This window comes from Lacrimispora sp., from assembly GCF_032078915.1.
Classification (GTDB): Bacteria; Bacillota; Clostridia; order Lachnospirales; family Lachnospiraceae; genus Lacrimispora.
Map to the genome: position 1 here is coordinate 120,655 of NZ_DAMAUN010000002.1, position 23,529 is coordinate 144,183.

The 23,529-nt window shown below is 40.6% G+C and carries 20 protein-coding genes; 2 read left to right on the forward strand and 18 right to left on the reverse strand.

What is annotated here, in order from left to right:
* Positions 1–14 precede the first annotated feature (14 nt).
* From RT269_RS01660 to RT269_RS01680, 5 genes are read right to left on the reverse strand one after another with little or no spacing between them, the layout of a single operon-like run.
* Positions 15–914, reverse strand: a complete 900-nt coding sequence (locus RT269_RS01660; protein WP_313180265.1) for a carbohydrate ABC transporter permease — start codon at positions 912–914, stop codon at positions 15–17.
* Positions 915–933: 19 nt separating this feature from the next.
* Positions 934–2,682 (reverse strand): extracellular solute-binding protein, encoded by a 1,749-nt coding sequence (locus RT269_RS01665; protein ID WP_313180266.1) that lies wholly within the window; start codon positions 2,680–2,682, stop codon positions 934–936.
* Between the two features lie 38 nt (positions 2,683–2,720).
* On the reverse strand, positions 2,721–3,734 hold the full coding sequence (locus RT269_RS01670; RefSeq protein ID WP_313180267.1) for an ABC transporter permease: 1,014 nt from the start codon (positions 3,732–3,734) through the stop codon (positions 2,721–2,723).
* Complete coding sequence (locus RT269_RS01675; protein WP_313180268.1) at positions 3,679–4,458, reverse strand: endonuclease/exonuclease/phosphatase family protein; 780 nt, start codon at positions 4,456–4,458, stop codon at positions 3,679–3,681. Before RT269_RS01675 ends, RT269_RS01670 begins: the two co-directional genes overlap by 56 nt.
* Positions 4,459–4,474: 16 nt before the next feature.
* On the reverse strand, positions 4,475–5,386 hold the full coding sequence (locus tag RT269_RS01680; protein WP_313180269.1) for a PHP domain-containing protein: 912 nt from the start codon (positions 5,384–5,386) through the stop codon (positions 4,475–4,477).
* 207 nt (positions 5,387–5,593) lie between these two features.
* Here RT269_RS01680 and RT269_RS01685 point away from each other — a divergent pair, with 207 nt between their 5' ends.
* Together RT269_RS01685 and RT269_RS01690 are read left to right on the forward strand one after the other, a co-directional pair.
* A complete protein-coding gene (locus RT269_RS01685; protein ID WP_313180270.1) occupies positions 5,594–6,064 on the forward strand; it encodes a DUF6669 family protein in 471 nt (156 codons plus the stop codon).
* A gap of 15 nt (positions 6,065–6,079) precedes the next feature.
* The gene (locus tag RT269_RS01690; RefSeq protein ID WP_313180271.1) at positions 6,080–6,988 is read left to right on the forward strand and encodes a CehA/McbA family metallohydrolase; all 909 of its coding nucleotides are present in this window, start codon (positions 6,080–6,082) and stop codon (positions 6,986–6,988) included.
* A 172-nt stretch (positions 6,989–7,160) separates the two neighbouring features.
* Here RT269_RS01690 and RT269_RS01695 read toward each other — a convergent pair whose 3' ends face one another.
* The 13 genes from RT269_RS01695 to RT269_RS30320 form a co-directional block, all read right to left on the reverse strand.
* A complete protein-coding gene (locus RT269_RS01695) occupies positions 7,161–8,771 on the reverse strand; it encodes a response regulator (RefSeq protein WP_313180272.1) in 1,611 nt (536 codons plus the stop codon).
* Positions 8,761–10,539: a sensor histidine kinase gene (locus RT269_RS01700; protein ID WP_313180273.1), complete on the reverse strand. Its 1,779-nt coding sequence runs from the start codon at positions 10,537–10,539 to the stop codon at positions 8,761–8,763. The genes RT269_RS01695 and RT269_RS01700 overlap by 11 nt, the downstream gene beginning before the upstream one ends.
* Positions 10,540–10,587: 48 nt before the next feature.
* Positions 10,588–11,880 (reverse strand): glycoside hydrolase family 125 protein, encoded by a 1,293-nt coding sequence (locus RT269_RS01705; protein WP_313180274.1) that lies wholly within the window; start codon positions 11,878–11,880, stop codon positions 10,588–10,590.
* Between the two features lie 228 nt (positions 11,881–12,108).
* Entirely contained in the window at positions 12,109–13,641 is a 1,533-nt protein-coding gene (locus RT269_RS01710; protein ID WP_313180275.1) for an ABC-F family ATP-binding cassette domain-containing protein, read from the reverse strand.
* 689 nt (positions 13,642–14,330) lie between these two features.
* Positions 14,331–15,242: a carbohydrate kinase family protein gene (locus RT269_RS01715; protein ID WP_313180276.1), complete on the reverse strand. Its 912-nt coding sequence runs from the start codon at positions 15,240–15,242 to the stop codon at positions 14,331–14,333.
* 1 nt (position 15,243) lies between these two features.
* Entirely contained in the window at positions 15,244–16,611 is a 1,368-nt protein-coding gene (locus RT269_RS01720) for a family 4 glycosyl hydrolase (protein WP_313180277.1), read from the reverse strand.
* Between the two features lie 22 nt (positions 16,612–16,633).
* A complete protein-coding gene (locus RT269_RS01725) occupies positions 16,634–17,506 on the reverse strand; it encodes a carbohydrate ABC transporter permease (protein WP_313180278.1) in 873 nt (290 codons plus the stop codon).
* 65 nt (positions 17,507–17,571) lie between these two features.
* The gene (locus RT269_RS01730; RefSeq protein WP_313180279.1) at positions 17,572–18,897 is read right to left on the reverse strand and encodes an ABC transporter substrate-binding protein; all 1,326 of its coding nucleotides are present in this window, start codon (positions 18,895–18,897) and stop codon (positions 17,572–17,574) included.
* A 127-nt stretch (positions 18,898–19,024) separates the two neighbouring features.
* Positions 19,025–19,864 carry a carbohydrate ABC transporter permease gene (locus RT269_RS01735; RefSeq protein ID WP_313180280.1) on the reverse strand — a complete coding sequence of 280 codons (840 nt, stop codon included), beginning with the start codon at positions 19,862–19,864 and terminating at the stop codon, positions 19,025–19,027.
* Positions 19,854–20,858, reverse strand: a complete 1,005-nt coding sequence (locus RT269_RS01740) for a LacI family DNA-binding transcriptional regulator (RefSeq protein ID WP_313180281.1) — start codon at positions 20,856–20,858, stop codon at positions 19,854–19,856. Before RT269_RS01740 ends, RT269_RS01735 begins: the two co-directional genes overlap by 11 nt.
* A 465-nt stretch (positions 20,859–21,323) precedes the next feature.
* A complete protein-coding gene (locus RT269_RS01745) occupies positions 21,324–21,683 on the reverse strand; it encodes a molecular chaperone Hsp90 (RefSeq protein ID WP_313180282.1) in 360 nt (119 codons plus the stop codon).
* Positions 21,684–21,913: 230 nt separating this feature from the next.
* Positions 21,914–23,143: a Zn-dependent hydrolase gene (locus RT269_RS01750; protein ID WP_313180283.1), complete on the reverse strand. Its 1,230-nt coding sequence runs from the start codon at positions 23,141–23,143 to the stop codon at positions 21,914–21,916.
* Between the two features lie 95 nt (positions 23,144–23,238).
* Positions 23,239–23,424 (reverse strand): helix-turn-helix domain-containing protein, encoded by a 186-nt coding sequence (locus RT269_RS30320; RefSeq protein ID WP_442913809.1) that lies wholly within the window; start codon positions 23,422–23,424, stop codon positions 23,239–23,241.
* Positions 23,425–23,529: the final 105 nt, after the last annotated feature.

Genomic DNA, 23,529 nt, shown 5'->3' on the forward strand with positions numbered 1-23,529 from the left:
TCTCCTTGGGATACTCACCCTTTGACCGCACCAATCATAGCGCCCTGGGCAAAATATTTTTGTATAAAAGGATATACACAGAGAATCGGTACTGTCGTTACCACAACTGCCGCCATTTTTAATGAATCCGAAGTTACGGATGCCGTATTATGGGCCAGTGCCTGCGCCACGGAAGTAACTTCACGCTGAGAACTCATGGCTTTCGTCAGCATCTGCTGCAATACGGTCTGAACCGGCCATAGCTTTGTATCATTCATGTAGAATGCTCCGGCAAACCAATCGTTCCAGTGATTCACCGCCGTATAAAGTCCCACAACAGCAATTACCGGTTTACTTAAAGGGAGCATGATTTTTGTGTAAATCTGAAAATATCCGCATCCATCAAGCTTTGCCGACTCTTCCAGACTGTCCGGTATCCCCTCAAAAAAGCTTCTCACCATCATAAGGTAGGTTACACTCACCAGGCCGGGAATTACGTATACCCAGAAAGAGTTCAGCAAATGTAAATTCTTATACTGGATATAAGTCGGAATCATACCGCCGCCAAACAACATGGTAAAGGTAATCAGGATCGTAATGGGCTTACGTCCGGGAAGATCATACTGTTTCAGTACAAAGCCTGCCATCGTAGTGACCATCAGACTTGAAAAAGTCCCGATTCCTGTTCTCGCTAAAGTGATGCCATATGCATTCATGATGCTTCCGTCTTTAAATACCTCTTTAAAATTGTTTAATGTAAATTCTCTTGGCCAGAACCAGATACCGCCCCGGGCGGCGTCCTTTCCATCATTAAAAGAAAGAGCCAGTACATTTAAACACGGGAGCAGAATAATCAGACAAAGTGCAATGATTATCGTATAAATGAGTATCTGCATTGCCCGGTCCGCTGGGTTTGTCTTTACGAATTTTTTCATTCTCAGCCCCCTCCATATCCTATTTATAAAATGTTACAGATTCCGGATTTTCATCGTAAACTTTTTTTACATGATCTTCAAATCTTTCCACACCTGCTGCTTTAAGCTGTGCACGGAAGGACTCAACAATGGATTTCACCTCATCATCTGATTTTGCGAAGCATGCCTGTATGAAGGTTTCCTTCCAGTCCAGAAGCTCCATCTGCATCTTAACATCCGCCAGTTCATCTGCTGATAAGTATGCCGTGGCGTCAAGCCCCGGAACCAGTTTCTTCTCCACCGGATAATCTTTGGCAATCTTTACACTTCTTGCGAAAGTGGACTCACCTGCGGAGGCACCGGGACGTGACTCCCCAAAGTTATCAATGTTGTTTTTATTGGTCAGCACAAATTCAAAAAAATAATTTCCTGAACCGCCAAGACCGGAACCAACTGTATGAATCAGATAATCTGTATCACCTTCATTCAACTTTTTGATAACCTCATCCTTTAGCCGGGGATAGCCGTCTACCATGTCATAAGATACTCCTTCAGCGCCATACTGGGCGATGATCTGCCCTTCCTTTGAAGACAGCCAGTCAAAGAATTTGAATATCTCTTCCGGATTCTCAGCATTTGCAGAGATTGCCATACATCCACGGTGAGACTTACCGTGTACCACTTCCTTGTTGTCTCCCTGAATATCATTCAACGGCCCAAGCGGTACCCAGTCATCACTTCCATATACAATTTCTTCATAGTTATGAACATCTGCCATGATTGCCGAGCTGTGATTTCTGGAAACCTCCTCCGCACGGGTGGAGTCCATGGTAAAGAACTCAGGATTCATAAGTCCTTCGTTAAGCAGCTTTCTCACAAAGTTAATCTGGTCATAGGCATAATCTGTTTCAGCAATATGTTTTACTTTTCCATCTGTATCCAGATTATAATAATCACTGACACCCCAATAATATCCGGCGGTGATAAATTTCAGAGGATCTGCAGAACCACCCCAGTATTTCGGCCCCAATGGATATACCTCATTGCCGTTATCATCCTTAAAGCCGCCTTCTTTAATCTTGACCAGCAGGTTATAAAAGTCGTCCTGTGTATTAATTGTTCTCGGATCAATACCAAGAGCATCCGCAATGGCAGACTGGATGTACATACCGCCAACATATTCTTCATCCGCATTATATTCCAGAGAACGGTCAATCTCGTCTATATTCATCTGCCACATATAGACACCGTCCAGGTTTTTTCTGAACACAATATTATCATGGGTATCCTGCGGAAGGTAACCATCTTCATAATATTTGGAATACACCTTACTGTTCTTCATATAATCGGAAACATCTGCAAACATGCCATCCTTGGCAGCCTTATACAGCAGTGGGAATTCCTTTCTTGTGGAGTCATCCAGATAGCTGATAATCACATCCGGGATGGTTCCTGATGCAAGCTGAGAAGCCAGTACTTTTGAGTCACTGTCTCCGGGCGTATACCGGACATCCAGTTTGATACCCGTCAGCTCCGTAATCTTCTTCATTGTTTCCGTGTTGTTAAAATCATCCGGAAGCGTATCCCCGATATCATCTACATAAGCCTGAACCGTAATGGTACGGTCTGCAATCCAGGTATCGGGCTTATCGGAATGATCTGTGCTGCTTTCTTCGCCTTTTGCAGCATTGCTGCTATTGCCCTGGCTGCTGCAGCCTGCCAGCGTTGTCAACGCCATGGCTCCGGCCATAGACACTGCCAGCCAACGTTTTAAATTTCCCCTTTTCATGTTTAATACCTCCCTAGAAAAATATAGTTATAAAACTCTTACCAAAGTCCGATCTCAGTAACCTTCTTACTGAGTTTATTGCATACTACAACCAGTACCAGGCCTACAAGTCCCTGTATAAGGCCAATTGCAGTCGCATAACCAAACTGTCCGCCCTGAATACCGGTCCGAAGTACAAAGACATCGAGAGTATCTGCCAGTGACATGTTGCCGGGCGTGCGCAGAAGCCAGATTTGCTCTACACCGGAGGAAAGCAGTCCCCCCACTCCCATGATGAACAGAAGGCCTATGGTTCCGCGTATACTGGGCAGTGTAATATGCCACATCTTTTTTAACTTGCCGCAGCCATCCATCTCAGACGCTTCGTACAGAGAAGTGTCTACCGAACTGATTGCCGCAAGATAGATGATGGAATCCCATCCGATATTCCTCCATAAATCCATGGAAAACAGAATGCGAAAAAAATATTTTGCGTCCATCAGGAAAAACGTACTTCCATCTCCTCCCAATGCTGAAATTGCCTGATTCAGCACACCTGTGTTGGGAGCCAGAATTCTCTGCAGCATTGTAACGATGATAATCGAAGACAGAAAGTGAGGCAGATATGTAATTGTCTGTGAAACCTTCTTGAACTTCATGCTGCGAAGCTCATTTAACATCAGTGCCAGTATTATGGCAAAGGGAAATTCCAGAATACATTTAATCACGCCTACGGTTAATGTGTTTTTTACCAGTCTTGGAGCGTCATAGCTGGAAAAGAACGTCTTAAAGTACCTAAGTCCCACCCATGGGCTTCCCCAGATTCCTTTCTTAAATGAATAATCCTTAAAGGCCAATACCAAGCCTGCCATAGGTACATAGCAAATCAATATGTAGTAAATAATACAAGGCAGAAGCATCACATACAGCGGCCAGTAACGAAGCAGCCTTTTTCCCAGCGGCTGTTTTGGCGGCTCATATTGCATAAAATATCCCCCTTTTTTGATGACTTTTTCATTAGATCCATTCCAGCAAAGCGCAGACAGGATAGTGGTCCGACAGCCATACGCCATCTTCCCTCTCCTCCCATTTATCCACAGACCGGCATCTAAGGCCCGTGCTTTCACCTTTTGAGTTTCTGATAAAAATATAGTCGATACGTTCCGGTTCATCTTCCGGTTCAAAACCGTGATAAGTAATTCCAATCCCTTCTGTGATATTCTTATACTCCGGACGCTGCTTTATCTCTAGGAACTCTTCGCCATCCGGCTCTGTATTAAAATCGCCTGCCAGAATCACAGGTGCTTCGGGAAACAGCTTGGCTTCCGCTGCCTTTTTAAGTACCTGCCTCAGTCCCAGAATTCTTGCCTGTACCCCTTGATGGTCCAGATGAAGATTTATAAGACGGAACACTTGTTTTTCCTCCAGATCTTCAAACAAGGTTTCCGTACACACCCGGGGACAGATTGACTGTTCTTCATATCTGCTGGCAGGCCGGTAAGGCTGTAAAGAAAGCCAGAAAGTTTCCATGGAGATCAGATTCAGCCGCTTCTTTTTGTATGCCACAGCAACCTGTTCGTCCTCCAGTGTTTCACTTCTCCCACATCCCACCACATAATAATCATCTAACACATCCTTTAACCACGCTGCCACATGAGAAAGCACCTCCTGAAAACAGATCAGATCCGGTTTCTCCTTTTGAATTTGTTTCAGGATCAGTGATTTTCGATATCGGAAACTGTTGCCCTTATCCTGATCGTAATCACATCTTATATTGAATGTTACGAGTTTCAGCATCTTTAGCCCCCCCCCCCTACAACCAGAGCCATACAGGCTGACTCCATGCCTTTTTCCCATGGGAATCCTTCAGCGTCACACGTACATATTCCTCGTCGCCTTTCAGTTCAAACTTCCCCTCTGTTAAGTTTTCTGCGTCACTGTGCAGATGGCTGCCCCGGTGAGGTGCCTGAAAGTAGATGTCCTGACAGGCTGCACAGGTTACCACTGCCTGTTGATCTTTTACATAAAAGTCCTGGATCAGAGGTCCGCCGGACGCGAAAAAGCTGCCATCTTTTAATGCCTGCATGATCCCACTGTGAGTAAATTCCCTTGTTTTAACCATAACAAAACCACCCAGACTATGTTCTTCCAGATCATGTGCATCATCTGTGGCAAAACAGTTAATCCTGTTTCTCACGAAGAGAAAATGGTCAAAGTACGTTTCCGAGTTGCCGTTATTTGTTTCAAATTCTGATCCATGATTATAGATTTCCATTCCTATCATGCCTTGCAGATACTTAATATCGGCAGAGTCTACTTTTGACCAGTACGGATGTGCATACAATGTGACATTTCCCTTCTGTCCAAAATATTCTATGATCCTCTCTGGGGTACTTAAGGCATCTCTCTTTCGCTCCTCCAGAAACGTATACCCTTCCGGGATTTCGTTGGTTTCCGGCAAGCCCAGCCCAACCAGATGATGATCCTTTCTCGAAGGGAGTTCTATATCCAGTTCTGTACCCGGGAATACCAGAAAATCTTCCCTGCAAAGCTCAGGATGGATTCCATATACCCAGTGATCCGTGATTGCCAGAAAATCATACCCTTTGCTGCGGTAATGTTTTGCCACCTCCTCTGGAGTATTCACTCCATCCGACCAGGTGGAATGGGTATGCAGGTTCCCTTTTTTATAGCTTCCCTCTTTATACAGAGTTCTCTTCTCCAAATTCGGCTTCCTTTCCGGCCCTTCTCCCGGGCCTCTTAATTGTCTTCCAATATATGTAGTATATCAAAACATTGTTTTTCTCATAATGCACACAACTTTCAAAAAAACTGGATATTTCTACGATTGTTCTCTAATGCTTGACATTGGAAAAATGATTGCTTATTCTTGACTGGAATCAATAAAAAATATAAATGGAGATATACGACTATGGATGAATTGAAAACTGTCTATCAGGTCCAGGGAAAGCTGTCAAAAGATTTTGTGGGTCAGATTTCCTATACTGTCTGCCTGGATGAAACCTATGAAGAACTGGATATCGAATTTTCCTTCGGGCCCCGGCACTTTTCTCCCGAAGATATAACTCCCGGGCTGAAACAAAGGCTGCTTGATTACTGCAAAAAAGCCTATGATTTAACCCCATCTTCCCCGGAAGAACTTGATGAGGCAATCTATGGACAGATGAAAACTGAGATTCATACACTGGCAATGCTAAACGATGAATTCATTGGATGCATCCACCGGCAGCTGACCACCAGGCATATGCACTTTACTCCTGAAGAAGCTACAGAAGGCTGCATTCCGCAAGCCTCCATTGAAGGAGTTTTAAAGGTCACAATTCTGGCTTTTTCCGTGCTTCTTGACAACACGGATTACACCCTGACAGTACGGGTACGATAATAGGAGGAACCTGACATGTATAAAAGACTGGAACTACATAATCATACCAACGAATCGGATGCTTCCTGCACCTGCCGTGAACTGACGGAACTTATGGCAGCCGATCAAGTGGACGCTTTTGCTCTCACCGATCACAATACCATATCCGGACATAAAAAAATCCAGGCAATTCTGGAAGAAATACACCTGCCCATATCTTTTATTCCGGGCATGGAATATACAACCTATTATGGGCACATTCTCTGCCTGAACTTAAAGGAGTATGTTCCCTGGGAAAACATCAACAAACACAAACCAGAGCTGCTTTTTTTGGCTGCCCGCGCCAAAGGTGCACTGGTAGGCATCGCACATCCCTTTTCCTATGGCTGGCCTTTTGCTCAGGGATGCCGGTTTGTAATGACTGTTACTGACTATTCCTGTTGTGATTTTATCGAGATTTTCAATAATCCCGAACCCCTTCATGAGGTAAATGAAAAGGCTGTGATGCTTTGGGAATCTCTGGTGCTTTCCGGTGAAAAACTATCTGCTGCCTGCGGCATGGATCTGCATGGCAACAGCTCTTTTTCCGGACATTACGCCACCTACATCCAGGGTGAAAAAGGCGGTGATGTAAGCCAGGAACTGGAAGATGCCATACACACGCAAAAAACCTGGGTATGCAAAGGCCCTTTGCTGGAAATCCATAGGGAGGATGGCATGATTCATTTTTCTATTTACCAGACAAAAAAATCGGGATATACTCCTGTCCTGCCGGAAGATTATATCATCACTCTGAAATCTGGTTCAGCCACCTTAACCTGTCATCTGTATGACCGGATTCCGGTGACAGAATTCGGAAAGGATACCATAATTATTCCAAAGCTTTACGAAAAAGAAACGATTTTGGAAAACCTGGTGTGCGTAAGTCCGGTGATTTACCTATGACTATGGGGCCAGGCGCATAGTACTAACGCAGACAGAGTTACTACCGATGGTAAAGGCCGAAACTGCGGTTCCAAGGTTTGACATGGAATTCATAAAACCTGATGCTGTTGACATAATAGAAAAAACACCGTTTTTTAGTAGAGATTCTACATAATTTAACGGTGTTTCCTTTTTACCTCCTGTTTTGTTCCCGATAACCAAGAGGAGTCATGCCTGTGTGTTTTTTGAATACCCGGAAGAAATACTGACTGTCTTCATACCCGGTCCGCTTTGCAATATCCACCACACTGAGTTCCGAATTCTCAAGCAGTTCCTGTGCCTTTTTGATCTTGAGTTCCGTAATATAATTCACAGCAGACTGTGAGGTCTCCGCTTTAAATATAGACGAGAAATAATTTGGACTCATACCGTAGCTCATTGCTAAATCATTGATTGCGATATTTTCACTGTAATGTTCCTGAATATACCGGACCGCCATCTGGATTTTGCTCCTGGCATTCATGTCGTTCACAGCTTCTGCACGGACGCACTCCATAATGATATCGGTAATACGCTGTTGGATTTCAGAAGCTGACTGAATCTGATCCGGCAGATTAAAGCTCATTAACAGCTTTTCCATGCTGGAGGCCTTTCTTTTCTTATCATAATATTTAAGAATTACATTTAAAATCCGCACCCACATAATTCTCAAATAAGGCGTACCATACTTACGCATCAGTTCTTCCGAAAAAATTTCCTCCAAAAGATTTTTTATCTTATGAATTTCATTTTTCTCCAAATAGGAATCCAGCAGATGAATCTGAGAAACCGGAAATTTCTGTTCGCTGAAGATCCCGGTATCTTCATAGAAGTATATATTGGAATCTCCATAAATGATTCTCTGTTTCAAAGCTCCAAGTGATTCTGAAGCTGATTTTCTTCCGAGTAAAAGCGTATATCTGCTCACCCCTAAGGTCAAATAAATATTCATCCTCTTTTCCAGAACAGACCTCATCTCAAGGAAAATACGCTCCACTTCATTCCTCAGTCTCCTTTCGTCCTCCATAAAAAAGACAGCATACAATTGATTATTGTCAGAAAGGCTGTTCACAATCTGCTTTCCACAGGAAGATTCCAGTTCAAGGAAAACATTTCGAACAGAAAACCGTATTAGATCACAATCCATCCTGCGAAACTTCATATTTTCATAGGTTTCCCCGCTGATATGGATAACAGACAGCATCATAAACACATCTCTGCCGCAGTCACCGGCATCTATTCCGCAGACTTCACTTAAGCCTTTATAATCCATGGTTTCAGCTGAGGTGTCAAAAAGCAGTGCATTGATTGCCTTTTCCTGAAGGTATTCCTGCTTTTCCCGATCCATTCTCGTCTGCCTCCACATGGCACTTCTGATTTTGGAATCCCGCTCCATATCCTGATATAGCTTCTTAAACGTCTTTTTCAGTTCTTCATTGGACAGAGGCTTCAACAGATAAGCCTTTACTCCCAGGCGGATTGCAGTTTCTGCATAAGAAAACTCTGCATAACCGCTCAAGACTACAAACTGCATGTTTTTTTGAAGCTTTTTTATTTCATGAATCAGGGTAAGCCCGTCCATGTCCGGCATCCTTATATCCGTAATCACGATATCAATCGGATGATTTTCTACAGCCGCCAGGGCTGCCATACCATTTGCTGCTTCAAATATTTCATAAGTATCTATTTTTAAATACTCCAGCCGTGCCCGCAATCCCTGGCGTATTAATTCTTCATCATCTACAATCAGTAAATTATGTCTCATCCGTCTCACCTCCTTTGACGACAGGAAGACGAAGTGTAAACCGGCTGCCCTGATACGGATGACTTTTTATGATAATTCCATACTGTTCCCCACAGGACAATTTAATCCTCTGGTTTACATTCTTGATTCCTATGCTTTTATTCTTCTTTTTATCCGGTTCGGTGCTGTTAATATAAGCGCTTAACGCTTCCACACCCTGACTGTCCATGCCCACTCCGTCATCCTCAATACAGATGCAGAGCATATCCTCATTTTCATAAGCGGAGATTTCAAAAGTCCCTGTGCTGGTCAGTTCACCCAGACCATGAACGATCGCATTTTCCACAATCGGCTGCAAAATAAACCTGGGAAGGTAGTACTTCTGGTCATCCACCTCAATATTGTAGAAGACCTCAAAACGATTTCCATACCTGATTTTTTGAATAAAAATATAGTTCTTAATATGGGCCAGTTCCTGTTCCAGTGTTACGATCTCACCATAATCTTTTCCCAGGCTGTACCGGAAAATCTCCCCCAGCCTCTGACACATATCACATACCACGAATACCTGCTTCACTGCTGCAATAGAACTGATCGTCTCCAATGTATTATATAGAAAATGAGGATTAATCTGCAGCTGAAGGTTCAGAAGCTGGTTTTCCTTATTTTCCAGCTGTTGGATATAATTCTTTTTAATCAGCTGATCCAGCTTAAGCAGCATATGATCAAACTGGTGATCCAGTTCTGCAATCTCATCTTTTCCATTAATGGGAGCTTGTATGGTCAGATCTCCGGTTTCTGCTGTGCGGAACTTCTGAAGCAGAAGGGCAATCCGGGAGGAAAAACCTCTGCTGTACACATAGGAACAGCCGATGATGATCAGGATCAGAACTCCTATCAACGGAAGCACCAGCCACTGGATTTCAGCTCTTCTTTCCAGTATTTCCTTATTGTTAAAAAGGAACAAAAGCTTCATCCCGTAGCTGTCTAAGTCTTTCTGCTCGACCACGTAGGTGTTGATTTCCTGAATGGAACCGCTCTTTGGGTTTTCTTTGTCATGATTCTTCAAATATGCCTGCAAAACCGGAGCAGTATCTGCATTTGTGGAATATAGTATCTCGGAATCCCCGCTATATACAATCACATCATAGGCTGCATTGCTGTTATGGATTAAAGCGGCCGGAGCAAACAATTTTGTCATGTAAACATCCAGTTTTACAATTCCCAGCTGTGTTCTGGTCAGACTATCCGTGTCTAGTTTTTCTACTTTTTTTACTATAGATAAAAGAGGCTCTTCATCCCCCAGGACAAAGTATGAAAACCACCCCTCATCTACCGATTGTTTTTTTGGATACCATATTTCCCTGCCCGCCTCTTCTATCATAGAAGCCCTGTTTCCATATACCGGATTCTCTTTCACCATGGAGTAAACCATGCAGTTTCTGATTTCGCTTTTTTTTTCCAACAGCAGAGATTTTGTTACCTCTTCGCTGATAATCTCTCCCCTGGCATAAGGGTTTTGACTCTTATCTGCCAGCGTGCTTAATATCATCGTATTGTTGGAAATAAATCGTAAGCTCTTCTGGTATTGTTCCAGCTTTTCCTCTATATTTTTGGTATACTGGGAAGTGATCTGGGCATGGTAGTCTTCCATCTCACCCATCACCATATTTTCCAGCATTCGGAACAAAAAAGCACCGACGATCAACGTCGGTATCAGACTGATCAGGAGAGAAAAAACGACCAGCTGCATAAATATAGGCTTTGAATGTACCAATTCCAATTTCATTCCTGGTATTCCTCCCGGTGCAGATAATTATAATTCATCCATAATTGTTCAGAACCAGAACCCTTGAATTGATAATTGATCCAGCAGTTCTGCAAATATTGAATTAGCCCAGGCAAACCATTCCCTGGTAAATTCCTCCGGGCTATCCGGATTAAAGGACTCATGCATATAGTTATGACCTGCATGGGTAGCCGCTATCATTCTCAGACATTCCTGTATCTCATTCCTGTCAGCGGAAGTTATTGCCTGCATCGTTAATCCGATGTGCCAGATAAAACCTTTTGGTGTATGCGGGCTTCCAATGCCCCGGGCGTATGTACCGGAATAAAAATAAGGATTGTCCTCTGACAGGATGAATCTGCGGGTGTTCCGGTAAATCTCATCCGAAGCATCTTTGTAGCCCAGATAAGGAATAGCCAGAAGACTGGGGGAATTTGCATCATCCATCAGAATATGATGTCCCATACCGTCTGTTTCATAGGCGTAGATATCACCGTACTTTTCGTGATGGACAACTCCGTATTTCTCGATACCCTCTCTGATTTCCTCCGAGAGTTTCTGGCAATTCCGGGCCAGTTTCTCATTTTGATAAACCGTTCTGCATATTTCCTCTGCATAGGTAAGCGCGGTCACTGCCATCATATTTGCAGGAATCAGATACCCATAGACACACCGGTCATCCGAAGGGCGAAATCCAGACCAGGTCATCCCTGTATAGACGACCGGATTCCCTTTTCCCTCCATAGGAAGCGTATCGGTTTCCACGCAGTCCGTTCTTCGGAAAAAGTACTCAGATGTCTCATGGTGCTGTTCCGCAGTAAATACTTCTAAAATATTGCGAAGCATCTCCAGATACTTCTCATCAAAGATATCTGTCTCTCCTGTTTCTTTCCAGAACTGCCAGGAAAGATAAACAGGGGCACATAAGGAATCCACTTCGTATTTTCTTTCCCATACAGAGTCATTTAACTTTGTATCATCTTTATGTCCCGCACCGTTGGCGCTCTCATTAAACGCATTCGCATAAGGATCGATACAAACCATCTCTGCCTGCTTTCGAATAATGCCCTTTATAATCTGACTCAGCTCCCTGTCCTTACCGGCATATTTTATATAGGGTTTTACCTGCGCTGCTGAATCACGCAGCCACATAGCCGGAATATCCCCGGTGATTACAAAAAAGCTGTTATCCTCCAGTCTTTTTACAGTGGTATCCATGGTATTTAAAAAGCATTGTTTTACTAAGGGCGCCAGCTCGGGATATACCTTTTTATATTCCTCCTCCAGCTTCGCACCCCGTGCCAATAGAATATCCGGTGTTTTTTCTAACATTTTCTGCATCTGTTCACGTCCTTTCTATTTGTGATTTTATTATACCAGATGGGGCGATCTGTTGGCTAGAGCCAAGGACAATCTATTTCTTCCTTCACTCTAATAATTATATATTTCAAAAATTGCACTATTGAATCTCTCAAATTAAAAGTGAATAGTAATATAAGCGCAGAAAACTTTCTGCCCGGCAGCAGAAAAGAAAAAGCTGCCGGGCAGATTAGGATATACAGAAAATTTTTACCGTTTCTCTATGTCAATGACCCTTTGGGCCCAATCATGATAAAATGCTTCTTCATGTGAAACCAGTAAAACAGTCCCCGAAAATTCCGATAATGCTGTTTTTAAGGAGTCTTTTGCCTGAACGTCTAAATGATTTGTCGGTTCGTCCATGATCAGAAAATTGCACGGTGTTAATGCCAATAAACACATTTTTACTTTTGCCTGTTCTCCACCGCTTAATGTCCCAATTGATTGCATAGCGTGCTTGCTCGAAATACCACATCTGGCTAATTTTTTTCTGACATCTTTTATTACCAGATTCGGACAGGCATCTGAAACAATCTGAATGGGTGTTCTTGTTTCATCAGGCCATGACAAATCCTGTTCAAAATATCCAAGAGTTACTTGCTCAGAGTATTGATATAAACCTTTCATGGACGGAATTTGCCCGACCAGAGTTTTTAACAGCGTTGACTTTCCAATTCCGTTAAACCCGGTAATCACTACCTTTTGTCCGCCTTTTATACTAAAATCAATATCAGATAATACAGGGTAATGGTAGCCGATTGCTAAGTGTTTAACTGCTAAATGCTCAGTATTCGTCAAAGGTAATTCTGGAAAATAAAAATATGGTTTTATTTCCTTCTGCGCCAAGGCATCCATTTTTTCCATGCGATCAAGCTGCTTCTGGCGGCCTCTTGCCATTTTTGATTTTCGTCCGGCAATATTTTTTCTTATAAACTCCTCTGTCTTTTTGATTTCCTTTTGTTGTGTTGAATATTGCCTGATATAATCTTCCCGCAGCAGAGTTTTCTTTTTCAAAAACTCTGAATAGGTGCCATAATATTTTGTAATGGTATCATTGTCTATATCACAAATACGATTTGTGATCTTATCTAAAAAGGCAAAGTCATGTGACACTATCATAAAAGCATTTTCCAATTTGGATAAATATTCGGCAAGCCATGTAATGTGTTCTTTATCTAAAAAGTTTGTTGGTTCATCAAGCAAAAGAACATCTGGTTTTTCTAAAAGTAATTTTGCTAAAATCACCTTTGCACGCTGGCCTCCGCTCATTTGCTCAATCGGACGGGCAAGACCAATAGCAAGCAGGCCCAACCCGTTTGCCACTTGTTCGATATGTGTATCAATCGAATAAAAATCATGTCTTTCAAGTTCTTCCTGAAGGTTAGCTGCACGTTCCAAATATCTCATATCGCCGTTTGCGGCCATCTCATATAATGCGCCCATTTCATTTTCAATCTCGTAAAGTCTTGAAAAGGCTGTCTTTAAAAATTCTTTCATTGTTAAGCTATGGTCTATTTCCGCATACTGGCCGAGATAACCAACAGAGATATTGGGCTGCCAGATAATTCGTCCGGCATCCGGCATCACCTGCTCGGTGCAAATTTTAATCAAAGTGCTTTTTCCGGTTCCGTTCTGTCCAACGATACCAATATGTTCGCCTTTGTTGAGAGTCAATTCCGCATTTTTGTAAAGCAGATTATCTCCAAAAGAATGTGATAATCCGTTAATTTCTAGTAAGCTCATGTTAATCAAAGTCCTTTCATTTCTGTTTTTTAACCAGCAACCATGTGTAAAAACGCAAAAAGGCAGAAGACAATACACATAAGTGTATTTGCCTTCTGCCTCTCAGTTCGATACAAACCGATATTTTAAAAGCAAAAGGCTACGGACAAAACATTGCCCATAGCCTTTTATACGCTAAATTTACACACGGAAAGAAGCAATAGCATACTAACTGTATCAGCATGAATATTGCCCTGCTTTCCGATGAAATCTTATTGCGTCATCTATACGCTATACTCTGTACAATGTTTCACCGGCATGAATTGTACAGAGTTGAGTTTCTTAACAAGTTGATTGGTCAAATAAAAGTTCATAGTATTCTCTCCTTTACTGAAACGCAATCATTATATCACAGCATTTTGGTGCTGTCAAATCTTGGTCTGTTACAAGCATGATAGCCAAGCGGATATTCGCAGCCCGCGGTCTTACTTGCTCGCAACCGAATCGCACTAGCCTTTTCCAGGAAAAGCTTTTTCCTGTATCGTATGGACAGCCTTCCCATTGCCGGGCGGATTTGGAAACTTGCATTCGATAGAACGTGTACACACTGGGCTCATTAGGCACACAAAAAAAGATGGACAATCACATAAATTGTCCACCTTTCTATCTTTTCTTTTAATCCGTTTCATGATTTATTTCGTCTGTTTATTTCACCTGATATTGTTACGATGTTTATCTGCTATCTCCAATAATTCCTTTTCATTTACATAACGTGTTAAACATCCGATCCCTTCTACACATAATCCGCCGGTAATGTTACCAAACAGTATGGCATCTTTTATGTCATAGTCATGATATAAACCATAAATAAAACCGCTTAAAAATGCATCTCCTGCTCCTGTGGCATCTACCGCTTTAATATTCTCTAAGGGCGGAATGATATGTGTGGAATCACCTTCTACAAGCATACAACCGCTTTTGTCAAGTTTGATAATAACCTGATCAAAATATTCTTTTAGTTTATCCGCGGCCTCCTGCAAATTCTTTGTTTTCGTGATCTCTAGCGCTTCTTTCTGATTTGGCGTAAAATAATCTGCAAGCTTAAGATACTCTGAATATTTTTCTAAAGACATCCCGTCTTCCCAGCCCACATCAAAAACCAGTATTGTTCCATCTTCTTTTAACCGCTTATAAACTTCTAAATACCCCAGTTGCATATCTGCTATTTTTGCACCTTTTAGTTTATTGTATATCTTATCCTGATCTTCTTCATTAAGTGTAAAGTGATTACGATAAGAGATAAAGGTACGATCTCTTTGTGTTGTGACTATAGAGGTTATGGCCAGGGGCATACCGTTTCCATTGTAAATATTATGATAGGATGTATTATAGTGTTTTAACTGGGTTTTTGCATAATTAGAAAACATATCATCTCCTAAGAAAGTACATAGCTCAGTAGGAATTCCAAGGCGTGCCAGGTTAATCATAGTTGCCGGAATCCCCCCACCTAACTGAATATCAAATTCCTTGGAATATATTTCTTCCCCTTCATTGGGAATTCTCTCAATTCCTGAATAAAGGATATCCACATTGATCATTCCGACTCCTGATACGTGTTCCATTCTACTTCCACCCCTTAATATATTCTGTATTGATACTTAGGTATTGTTCCATTAAGGCCCTGGCCAGGGAATAAGAATTCACCAGCGGATGCAGCATGAGACAATCCACAGCTTCCTTTTTATCCCGGTTTCGAATGGCGGAAGAAGCCATTCTTTCATAAGACTTTACTCTTCTTATCAGCTCCATTTGAAGTTCGCCCGGTTCTTCGATCTTGTGAGGAATATAACCATCTCTGGTAATGGTACAGCTGATTTCAACCACATCCGTATCCTTTAATCCTTCAATCGCCCCATTGTTAGGAACGCAAAGAATCATATTTTTCGGCTCTCCAGATAATTCTGCTTCAATATATTTTAAAGCGACTCCCGCATAGCCACCACTATCTTTCTCGTTAATATCAAACTTAAAAGGAGGTTTATGGCTTTTAATCCCCGTTTCATTAGCCATATAAGCGCTCTCTCTTCTGTCATACCATTGTTCATATACTTTTAAACAATGATCAAAGTCACCTTCGATATCCATCTTAGATAATTCCTCAGTCATATGTAGATTAATGTCTCTAATCACTTCACCTCTGGTTACTTTTGCTGCAAGAATATTGGATATGGCTTCCTCACGATAATAAAAGTAATATAAATATTCATTTAAGATACAACCCAAATGCAAAGCTAGTTCTTTATCAAAAAACCGCATATCAGTAGACTCATAAACACGATCATCTGCCAGCAGATCTGTCATGATCTCTTTACCATTTAACTGAATGCTCTTAAAAAAGGAAAGATGATTTAGTCCATAACATTCTCCTGTTATTTCATCCTGACTGACACCATACAGTTTCGCAAAGGAATGCAGCAAACCGCTGGGTGCATCACAGATTCCATAAGTAAAATCAAATCCCATATCCCTTAAAGTCTGGGAAACCACTCCTGCAGGATTGGTAAAATTAAATACTTTCACCTCTTTTTTTGCATGTTCTTTAATCAGCTCACAGTATTTTACCAAAGCAGGAACGGAACGCATTGCAAATGAGAAACCTGCCGCACCTGTTGTCTCCTGCCCTAACAAATGATAGGAAAGGGCTATTCTTTCATCTTTAACTCTCATGTCATCTTCTCCAACACGTATGGTAGTAATGACATAGTCGGCATCTGTTACTGCTTCGACAGGATCGGTTGTGAGAGTAAATATAAGAGAAGGATCAATTCTTTTTGCAACTTCTCTTGCCATCTTTCCATAAATATTTAATTTTTTCTCATTATTATCCATGAATACAAGATCAGTGATTCCTAATCTTTTCGCATTTTGAGACAGGCTCTTTGCAAGAAACATCGAGCGAACTCCTCCACCACCTATTACTGTAATCTTCATTCTTATTCTCCTATCCTTTTTATTAATAATCAGACTCACTCATACGGAACAATTTATTAATTGCAAAAACAGCAAAGATTCCTAAGATAATCAATAAAACCCCCATCATATTGGCATATCCATAATTATTATCTGTCAAAGAGGTTTTATATAGATATAGAGGCAGATTAAGGGTAGTATCGCCAGGTCCGCCATTGGTAGTTAAATAAATCAATTCAAATTCTCTTAGCATACTGGTTGCTGATATAATTACGCAAGTTCCAAGAATTGTCCGTACCAACGGCAGCCTTATTTTAAAATCAATTTGTAAACCGGAGGCCCCGTCGATTCTCGCCGCCTCCATTACTTCATCAGGAACAGACATGACACCTGCCAGAACAAGTATCATAACCAGACCAGCATACAACAACCAGCTCCAGGTCACGGTAAGAAATGCTGAGTTCTGATCAAAGTACCAATTTTTAGAAAACTCATTACCGGCTAAAGTACTGATCATGGAATTAAGCAGTCCATATTTGGGGTTAAATACATTTAAAAAGATAACCCCTAAGGCAGCTGCTGATATAACATTGGGTATCATGAATATAGTTCGAAAGATCTTCCAGCCTTTTATTTTACGGGATAGTATTAATGCGGTAATGGTACCTATTCCTACGTGGACAGTTGATTGGAGCAAAGCCCATATTCCAGTGTTTTTTAATGCCTGATGCATTCTGGTATCATTTACAAAGGCCTCAATATAATTATGAAGACCAACAAAATGAAAAACTCCGCCTGATTTCCACTCAAAGAATGAGGTTACAAATACAATTCCCATGGGTATTAGATAAATTAAAGCAAATAGCAGGATACAAGGTAATAAGAAACATACCATCATACTTTTTTTAACACGCAATCTCTGTCACCTCTATTCTTCCCTCCCCTGCCGGTAACGGCAGAGGAAAGAGTTGATATTGTCAATTAATTTTTCTCTGCAGTTTTGGTTAAAGCGGCTGCAAATTCTTCCGGAGTTATTTGTCCCTGGGCAAGCAGTGGATATTGAATGCTAATCTCATCAACTACGTTGGCATACCATAAGCTTTGAAAATCATTAATATTTCTAGCTGCCTGGTTACCATTTGCCACAACATCATTTACAAGCGGATAAATGGTATCGGAAGTTACATGAATCTCAGCCGGAATTTCTCCTGTCATTTCCAGCATTTTTTGTTGGCTTTCCGCAGATGTCATAAATTTAACAAATTCAAGAGAAGCTTTTAATTGTTCTTCTGATTTGGATGCAAGATTAAAACCGATCTTTCCACTGTTATACATTACATCTCCCGGGAACATTGCTGTTCCTATCTTGTCAGCAAAACCTTCTTCTACCATGGAAGTATCATAGAAATCACTAACCATCCAAGGTCCATTTGCTATCATTGCTGTCTGTTCCATAAAGAAGTTACTTGCACCATTCTCATATTTTCCCCCAATTGCATCCTGAGTCGTATATTTCTGAAACAATTTTTGAATCATTCCGGCCGCATCTATGAATTCCTGGGTGTTATAGTTTTTAGGAAGTGACGTATTCATAAACTTTTCGCCTTCATCATTAGAAGCAATCATGGCACCCAATAATAATGAAGTCAGCCAGCCTGAATCTGCAGTATCCATTGATACTGGCGCAATACCTGCTGCCAATAATTTGTCACACTGAACAAAGAATTCATCCCAGGTTTTTGCCGGTTCATTGATTCCCGCTTTTTCAAAAAGCTCTTTATTATAGAAATATCCAATCACCTGTCTGGAATACGGAATTCCATAGATATGTCCGTCTCTTGAATTTACATCCCAGCATACTTCACTGGTAGAGTTTTTCCATTGATCGTCCACAAAAGGCGTTAAGTCAACCAGTTGATCTTTCATAGAATCGATTAAGTTGTAACCTCCTGTACTAATTACATCCGGTAAGGATTTGGAGGAGTATAAAACTTTTAATTTATCCACATAAGCCTGATCACCGGCAATCTCTTCTACTACAACCTTATATTTATCCGAATATTGTTCATTAAATGCACTTAAACGATCATTAAACCATTCTGTACTTGAACTTACTCCAACCCAGGAGGTAGGAAAATTGATTTCAATTATCTTACCAGATTCGTTACCGCCATCCGATACCTGTGTATTGCCGGTATTAGATTTGTTTCCGGTTTCCTTGTTTTTTGCCCCACACCCTGACAACATACCCATGACCATAACCCCAATCAATAGCACCCCTACTACTTTCCCAAGATCTTTTTTCATAATAAATCCCCTTTCTTTGATACATTATATTTGAGACACCATCGTGCCATAGCCCCGAAATCCCCGTTAACTTGTATGATTTTACTTTTATAAGCAAGCGTATCACTAATAAAAGTGTTTTCTCAGCCTAACCTTTAATTGAGCCGGCTACCATACTATCTGTCACTTGTTCCTGCAGAAGAGTATAAATTAATATACTTGGAATGATCACCATAGCCAGCGCTGCAAACATCGCCGTGTAATTAAATGAAAACTGAGATGTAAAATAATTGAGTGCTAATGGTAGTGTTCTTGCCAATGTACTTTTTGTTAAAATCAATGCGAACATGAATTCATTCCATGAAGTTAAGAATTGGAGTATTGCTGCAGTTGCCAGCCCTGATTTAGCAATTGGAAATACAATTAAAAAATAAGTTTTTGCAAAACCCGCACCATCTAAATAAGCTGCTTCTTCCAATTCTACCGGTATACTCTGGAAATAACTCTTTATAATAAACAGCGAGGAGGGAAGCCCTAATGCTGCGTATACAATGATCAGCCCTGTTTTCGTATCATACAGACCAATCTTTGTCATAATGATATAGATTGGCATTAATAAAGAGGAAGTAGGTATTAATAACGAGGAGGAAAGTAGTAATGTTATAAATGTTTTCCCTTTAAATCGACACCTTGCCAAAATATATGCTGCCATTGATACTACAAGAATATTTAGAATTGTACTAGCCATGGAAATCAATAAACTGTTATTGTAAAACTTAAAGATAGGAGCCAGTTTAAGTGCTGCATGATAACCTGCCAGACTAAAATTTGAAGGTAATGCGAATGCAGATGATAAAATTTCTTTGTTCGTCTTAAATGAAGACATTATAATCCATAATAATGGCCCAATTGAGATAAACACAAAGAATATCAGATAAATCAGTCTTAATATCTCAGATACGAATGCCCCTGTTCTTTTATTTTTCATAAATATTTACTCCCTTATTTACAGTGCATGTGTCACGCTTTACAATCTTATATGGCAGTGTAATCTCTACTTTATCATTTACATTGTCTAAATCCTGAAAAGCCTCTAGGGTTTTCGTAACAAATTCTTTGATAGGCTGATGGATCGTGGTCAACCTTGGTATGAATCTGCTTGCCATGGCAATATCATCAAATCCCAAAACCGATACATCTTCCGGTACCTTAAGCCCAAAATCATGCAAAGCAGATATTCCTCCCATTGCCATCTCATCACTAAAAGCAAATATAGCGGTAAAGTCTGTTTTCCTGTCTAAGAATTGTTTTGTTAACCGGTAACCAGTTTCATAAGTAACAGTACCGCATCCTAACATTTCATTTTCATTTAAGTCAACTCCTATCTCATCAAGCGCACGTTTACAACCAGTAAACCGCTGAAAAGAAGAACCGATATTTTTCAAAAAATCGGATAGAATTATTATCTTTTCATGCCCCAGGCTAATTAAATATTTAGTTCCTTCATAGGCGGCTGCAATATCATTGATATGAACCATTTCTGACCTGCTGTCAAGAGATCCTCCGGCAAACATCACAGTTTTAATTTTCTTGGAAGCGATGTAGTTAATAATATCCAGGTCAATGAATTCATCAAAATATATCACGCCTACAATGTTCATTTCCTTAAAGAATATCTTATAATGTTCACTGTCCGGTATGGTTGGTATAAATACAATTCTGTAATTATATTTTGGAATCTCTTCGATCAATTCTTTTAACACTTCTCCATAAAAGCCTAGTTGCAAATTAGGGATCAAAACAGCTATGACGCCATTATCTTTGCACTTCTTAAATCTTGGTGTATACCCTAACTCTTTGGAAGCATGTTCAATCTTTCTGGCTGCATCTTTGCTCACAACACCGCTGCCAGAAAAATATCTTGAAACAGTAGCTGGAGAAACACCTGCAATTTTTGCAATTTCTCTAACTGTCAATGGCATTACTTTCACCTCTTTCAATTTGTTTCAGAAACAATAGTTATATATAATTACTATATTTTTTATCTATAAACAAATAAATATATCACAATTAACAATTTGATCATAAAGTATTAAAATATCTTTGTCAATATAGTCATAAGTTTTACATTTGTTTCATGATTGTTTCATTTGTTTCATAGATTATCTGATATAAATATTCAAGCTCTCTGTACCTTCTGGTTTTTGGCAAAAAATACGGCAGAGCCGGTGTTTAACCGATTCTGCCATTATCACTTTCATTCTTCTGCTTTGACGGGCACCTGTCTCTCGCTTCTGTCTCCACGCTTTTCGAAAGCCGTATAAAGATTTCTTAAAAGATAGTTCTATTGATAGCAGCCCCTGGGATAAGTTAGAATCAATAAAGAAAAGGCACCAATCATTTATGATTGATGCTCTTTAAAGTGTGCCGTTATTGAGTTTTATTTCTTATTTAAGAATGTCATCCTTCTTACTAAGAATCGCTGATACCGCAGCACAAGCCGGACAATCACAATATTTCTCTCCGGCAGATTTGATTTCAATTGCATGTGCCTCGATATTCTTCGCAGTGTCCGCACCAAAAACCTTAATTCCAGCATCAGATCCTGCAAAACCGATTAAACTGTCAATAGGTAAAATATCTGCCTCAAGCTCATTAATATATTTTTGGGTTTCTGCGGCTTCCCTATCAGTTCCAATAGAATCCAACCAGGTCTGAGCCGCTGTCTTTGCCTCATTGCTGCAAGATGGTGCACTCATTAATTCGTGAGTTTTATCAACAGCATAATTTAATACTTCTTTATCCATAATTGATATTCCTTCTTTCTTCTGGGATTTTTCTATATTTTACCATAATTATTTAGCCTTTGCAATTCAAAGATTAATCCCTGCTCTCCTGCTCTTTCACAGCTAACTATATTGTGAACTTTATTCTGACGGAATGTTTTCGTTTATTATGGAGTAATGATTTGTTTCATGATTTAGTTCATTATTTATCATAGACTATTCGGCTCCATTTTATTGTTCTTTAATATTGTTTAATGCTCATTATCAATATGCAGAATTGTATTTAAAAGTACATTCGCCCCTTTTAAACAGTTATCTACCGGAGTATATTCGATCTCACAATGGCTATGCCCTCCTACACTTGGTACAAATATCATGGTAGTAGGAACCAGATCTATAACAAACTGCGCATCATGACCTGGGCCGCTGTATATTCTACGATTGGAATAGCCGCATTCCTGTGCACTTTGTTCCACATAATCAACCAGTTCAGTCGTAAAGGTCACGGTCTTACGTGACCATGCTTCCTCATAACTCACTTCGCATTGCTCCACAACGCTTGGGATCCTTTTAATGACTGCAAGTACCTGCTTGATTACTTCCGGATCCTGATGTCTTGCATCCAGGGTAATTTTTACTTCATCCGGTATTATGGTGTGAATGTTCGGATGGGCAGAAATCTTTCCCGTGGTATAAACCAGTTTGCTGTCTAACTGGTCCAGCTCATCATGGAGATATTGAATGGTTTTAACCGCCGCATAAAGAGCATCCTTACGGTATTTCATAGGTGTCGTTCCTGCGTGACCTGCCTGCCCGGTAAATGTAAATTCGTAATTGATCATACCGCAGACGCCTTCTACTACTCCAATATCTATCCCTTCTGCTTCCAGCACCGGGCCCTGTTCAATGTGAAGTTCAACCAAAGCCTTTGTTTTAGATGGATCCAGCCGGTTCTCTTCTTTTCCTTTAAAACCGCTTTTCTCCAAAGCCTCTCCGAAGGTATATCCAGGAATGTCTTTTGCCTGTGAAGCCAGCATATTTTCCTTGTCAAATTTTCCGCAAATAACACCGGAAGACATCATTGCCGGTTCAAATCTGGCGCCTTCTTCGTTGGTCCATACAATAACCGTAATTGGATGCCTGTGAGGTGTTTTTTCTTTTACTATGGTTTCTGCCACTTCCATTGCTGTTAAGACACCCAGAATCCCATCATAATTCCCACCCTGGCGTACGGAATCCATATGGGAACCTGAGACAATGGCAGGTAAATCTTCTGTTCCGGCAATGGTTGCATATATATTTGCCATATCGTCTGTTTCGATGGAAGCACCGATTGCCTCCATACGCTTTACGAATTCTTTTCTTGCGGCTAAGGCTTCATCCGATAAGGAAAATCTGGTAATTCCGCCCTTTCCAGTATCTCCAAACCGGCTGAACGTTTTGATCTTATCTTCCATTCTTTCATAATTGCATAGAATCATGTTACTTACCTTCCTACTTCAATTTTTATAAATAATATCATAACATAAGGTGGTTTATATTACAAATTCTGGATTGAAAGACAATTTTCATTCAATCATATTAAGGTATCAAGGTACTGTAATTTGCTTACGGTAATCTTGGGGAGGTATTCTGTTTCACTACGGAAAATATATGAAAAATAGCTTGGGCTTTGAAAACCGCAGGTGATCGCTATGTTGCAAACAGTTCTGTTTGTTTCACGTAACATATCACAACTTTTTGTAATACGATACTTCATCACATAGGTGTTAAGTGTTTATCCTACGAACTTATTGAATAATTCGCAGCATTTACTTCTACATACAGCACCAGAAGCCGCAATATCATCAAATGTTATCTTCTTGTC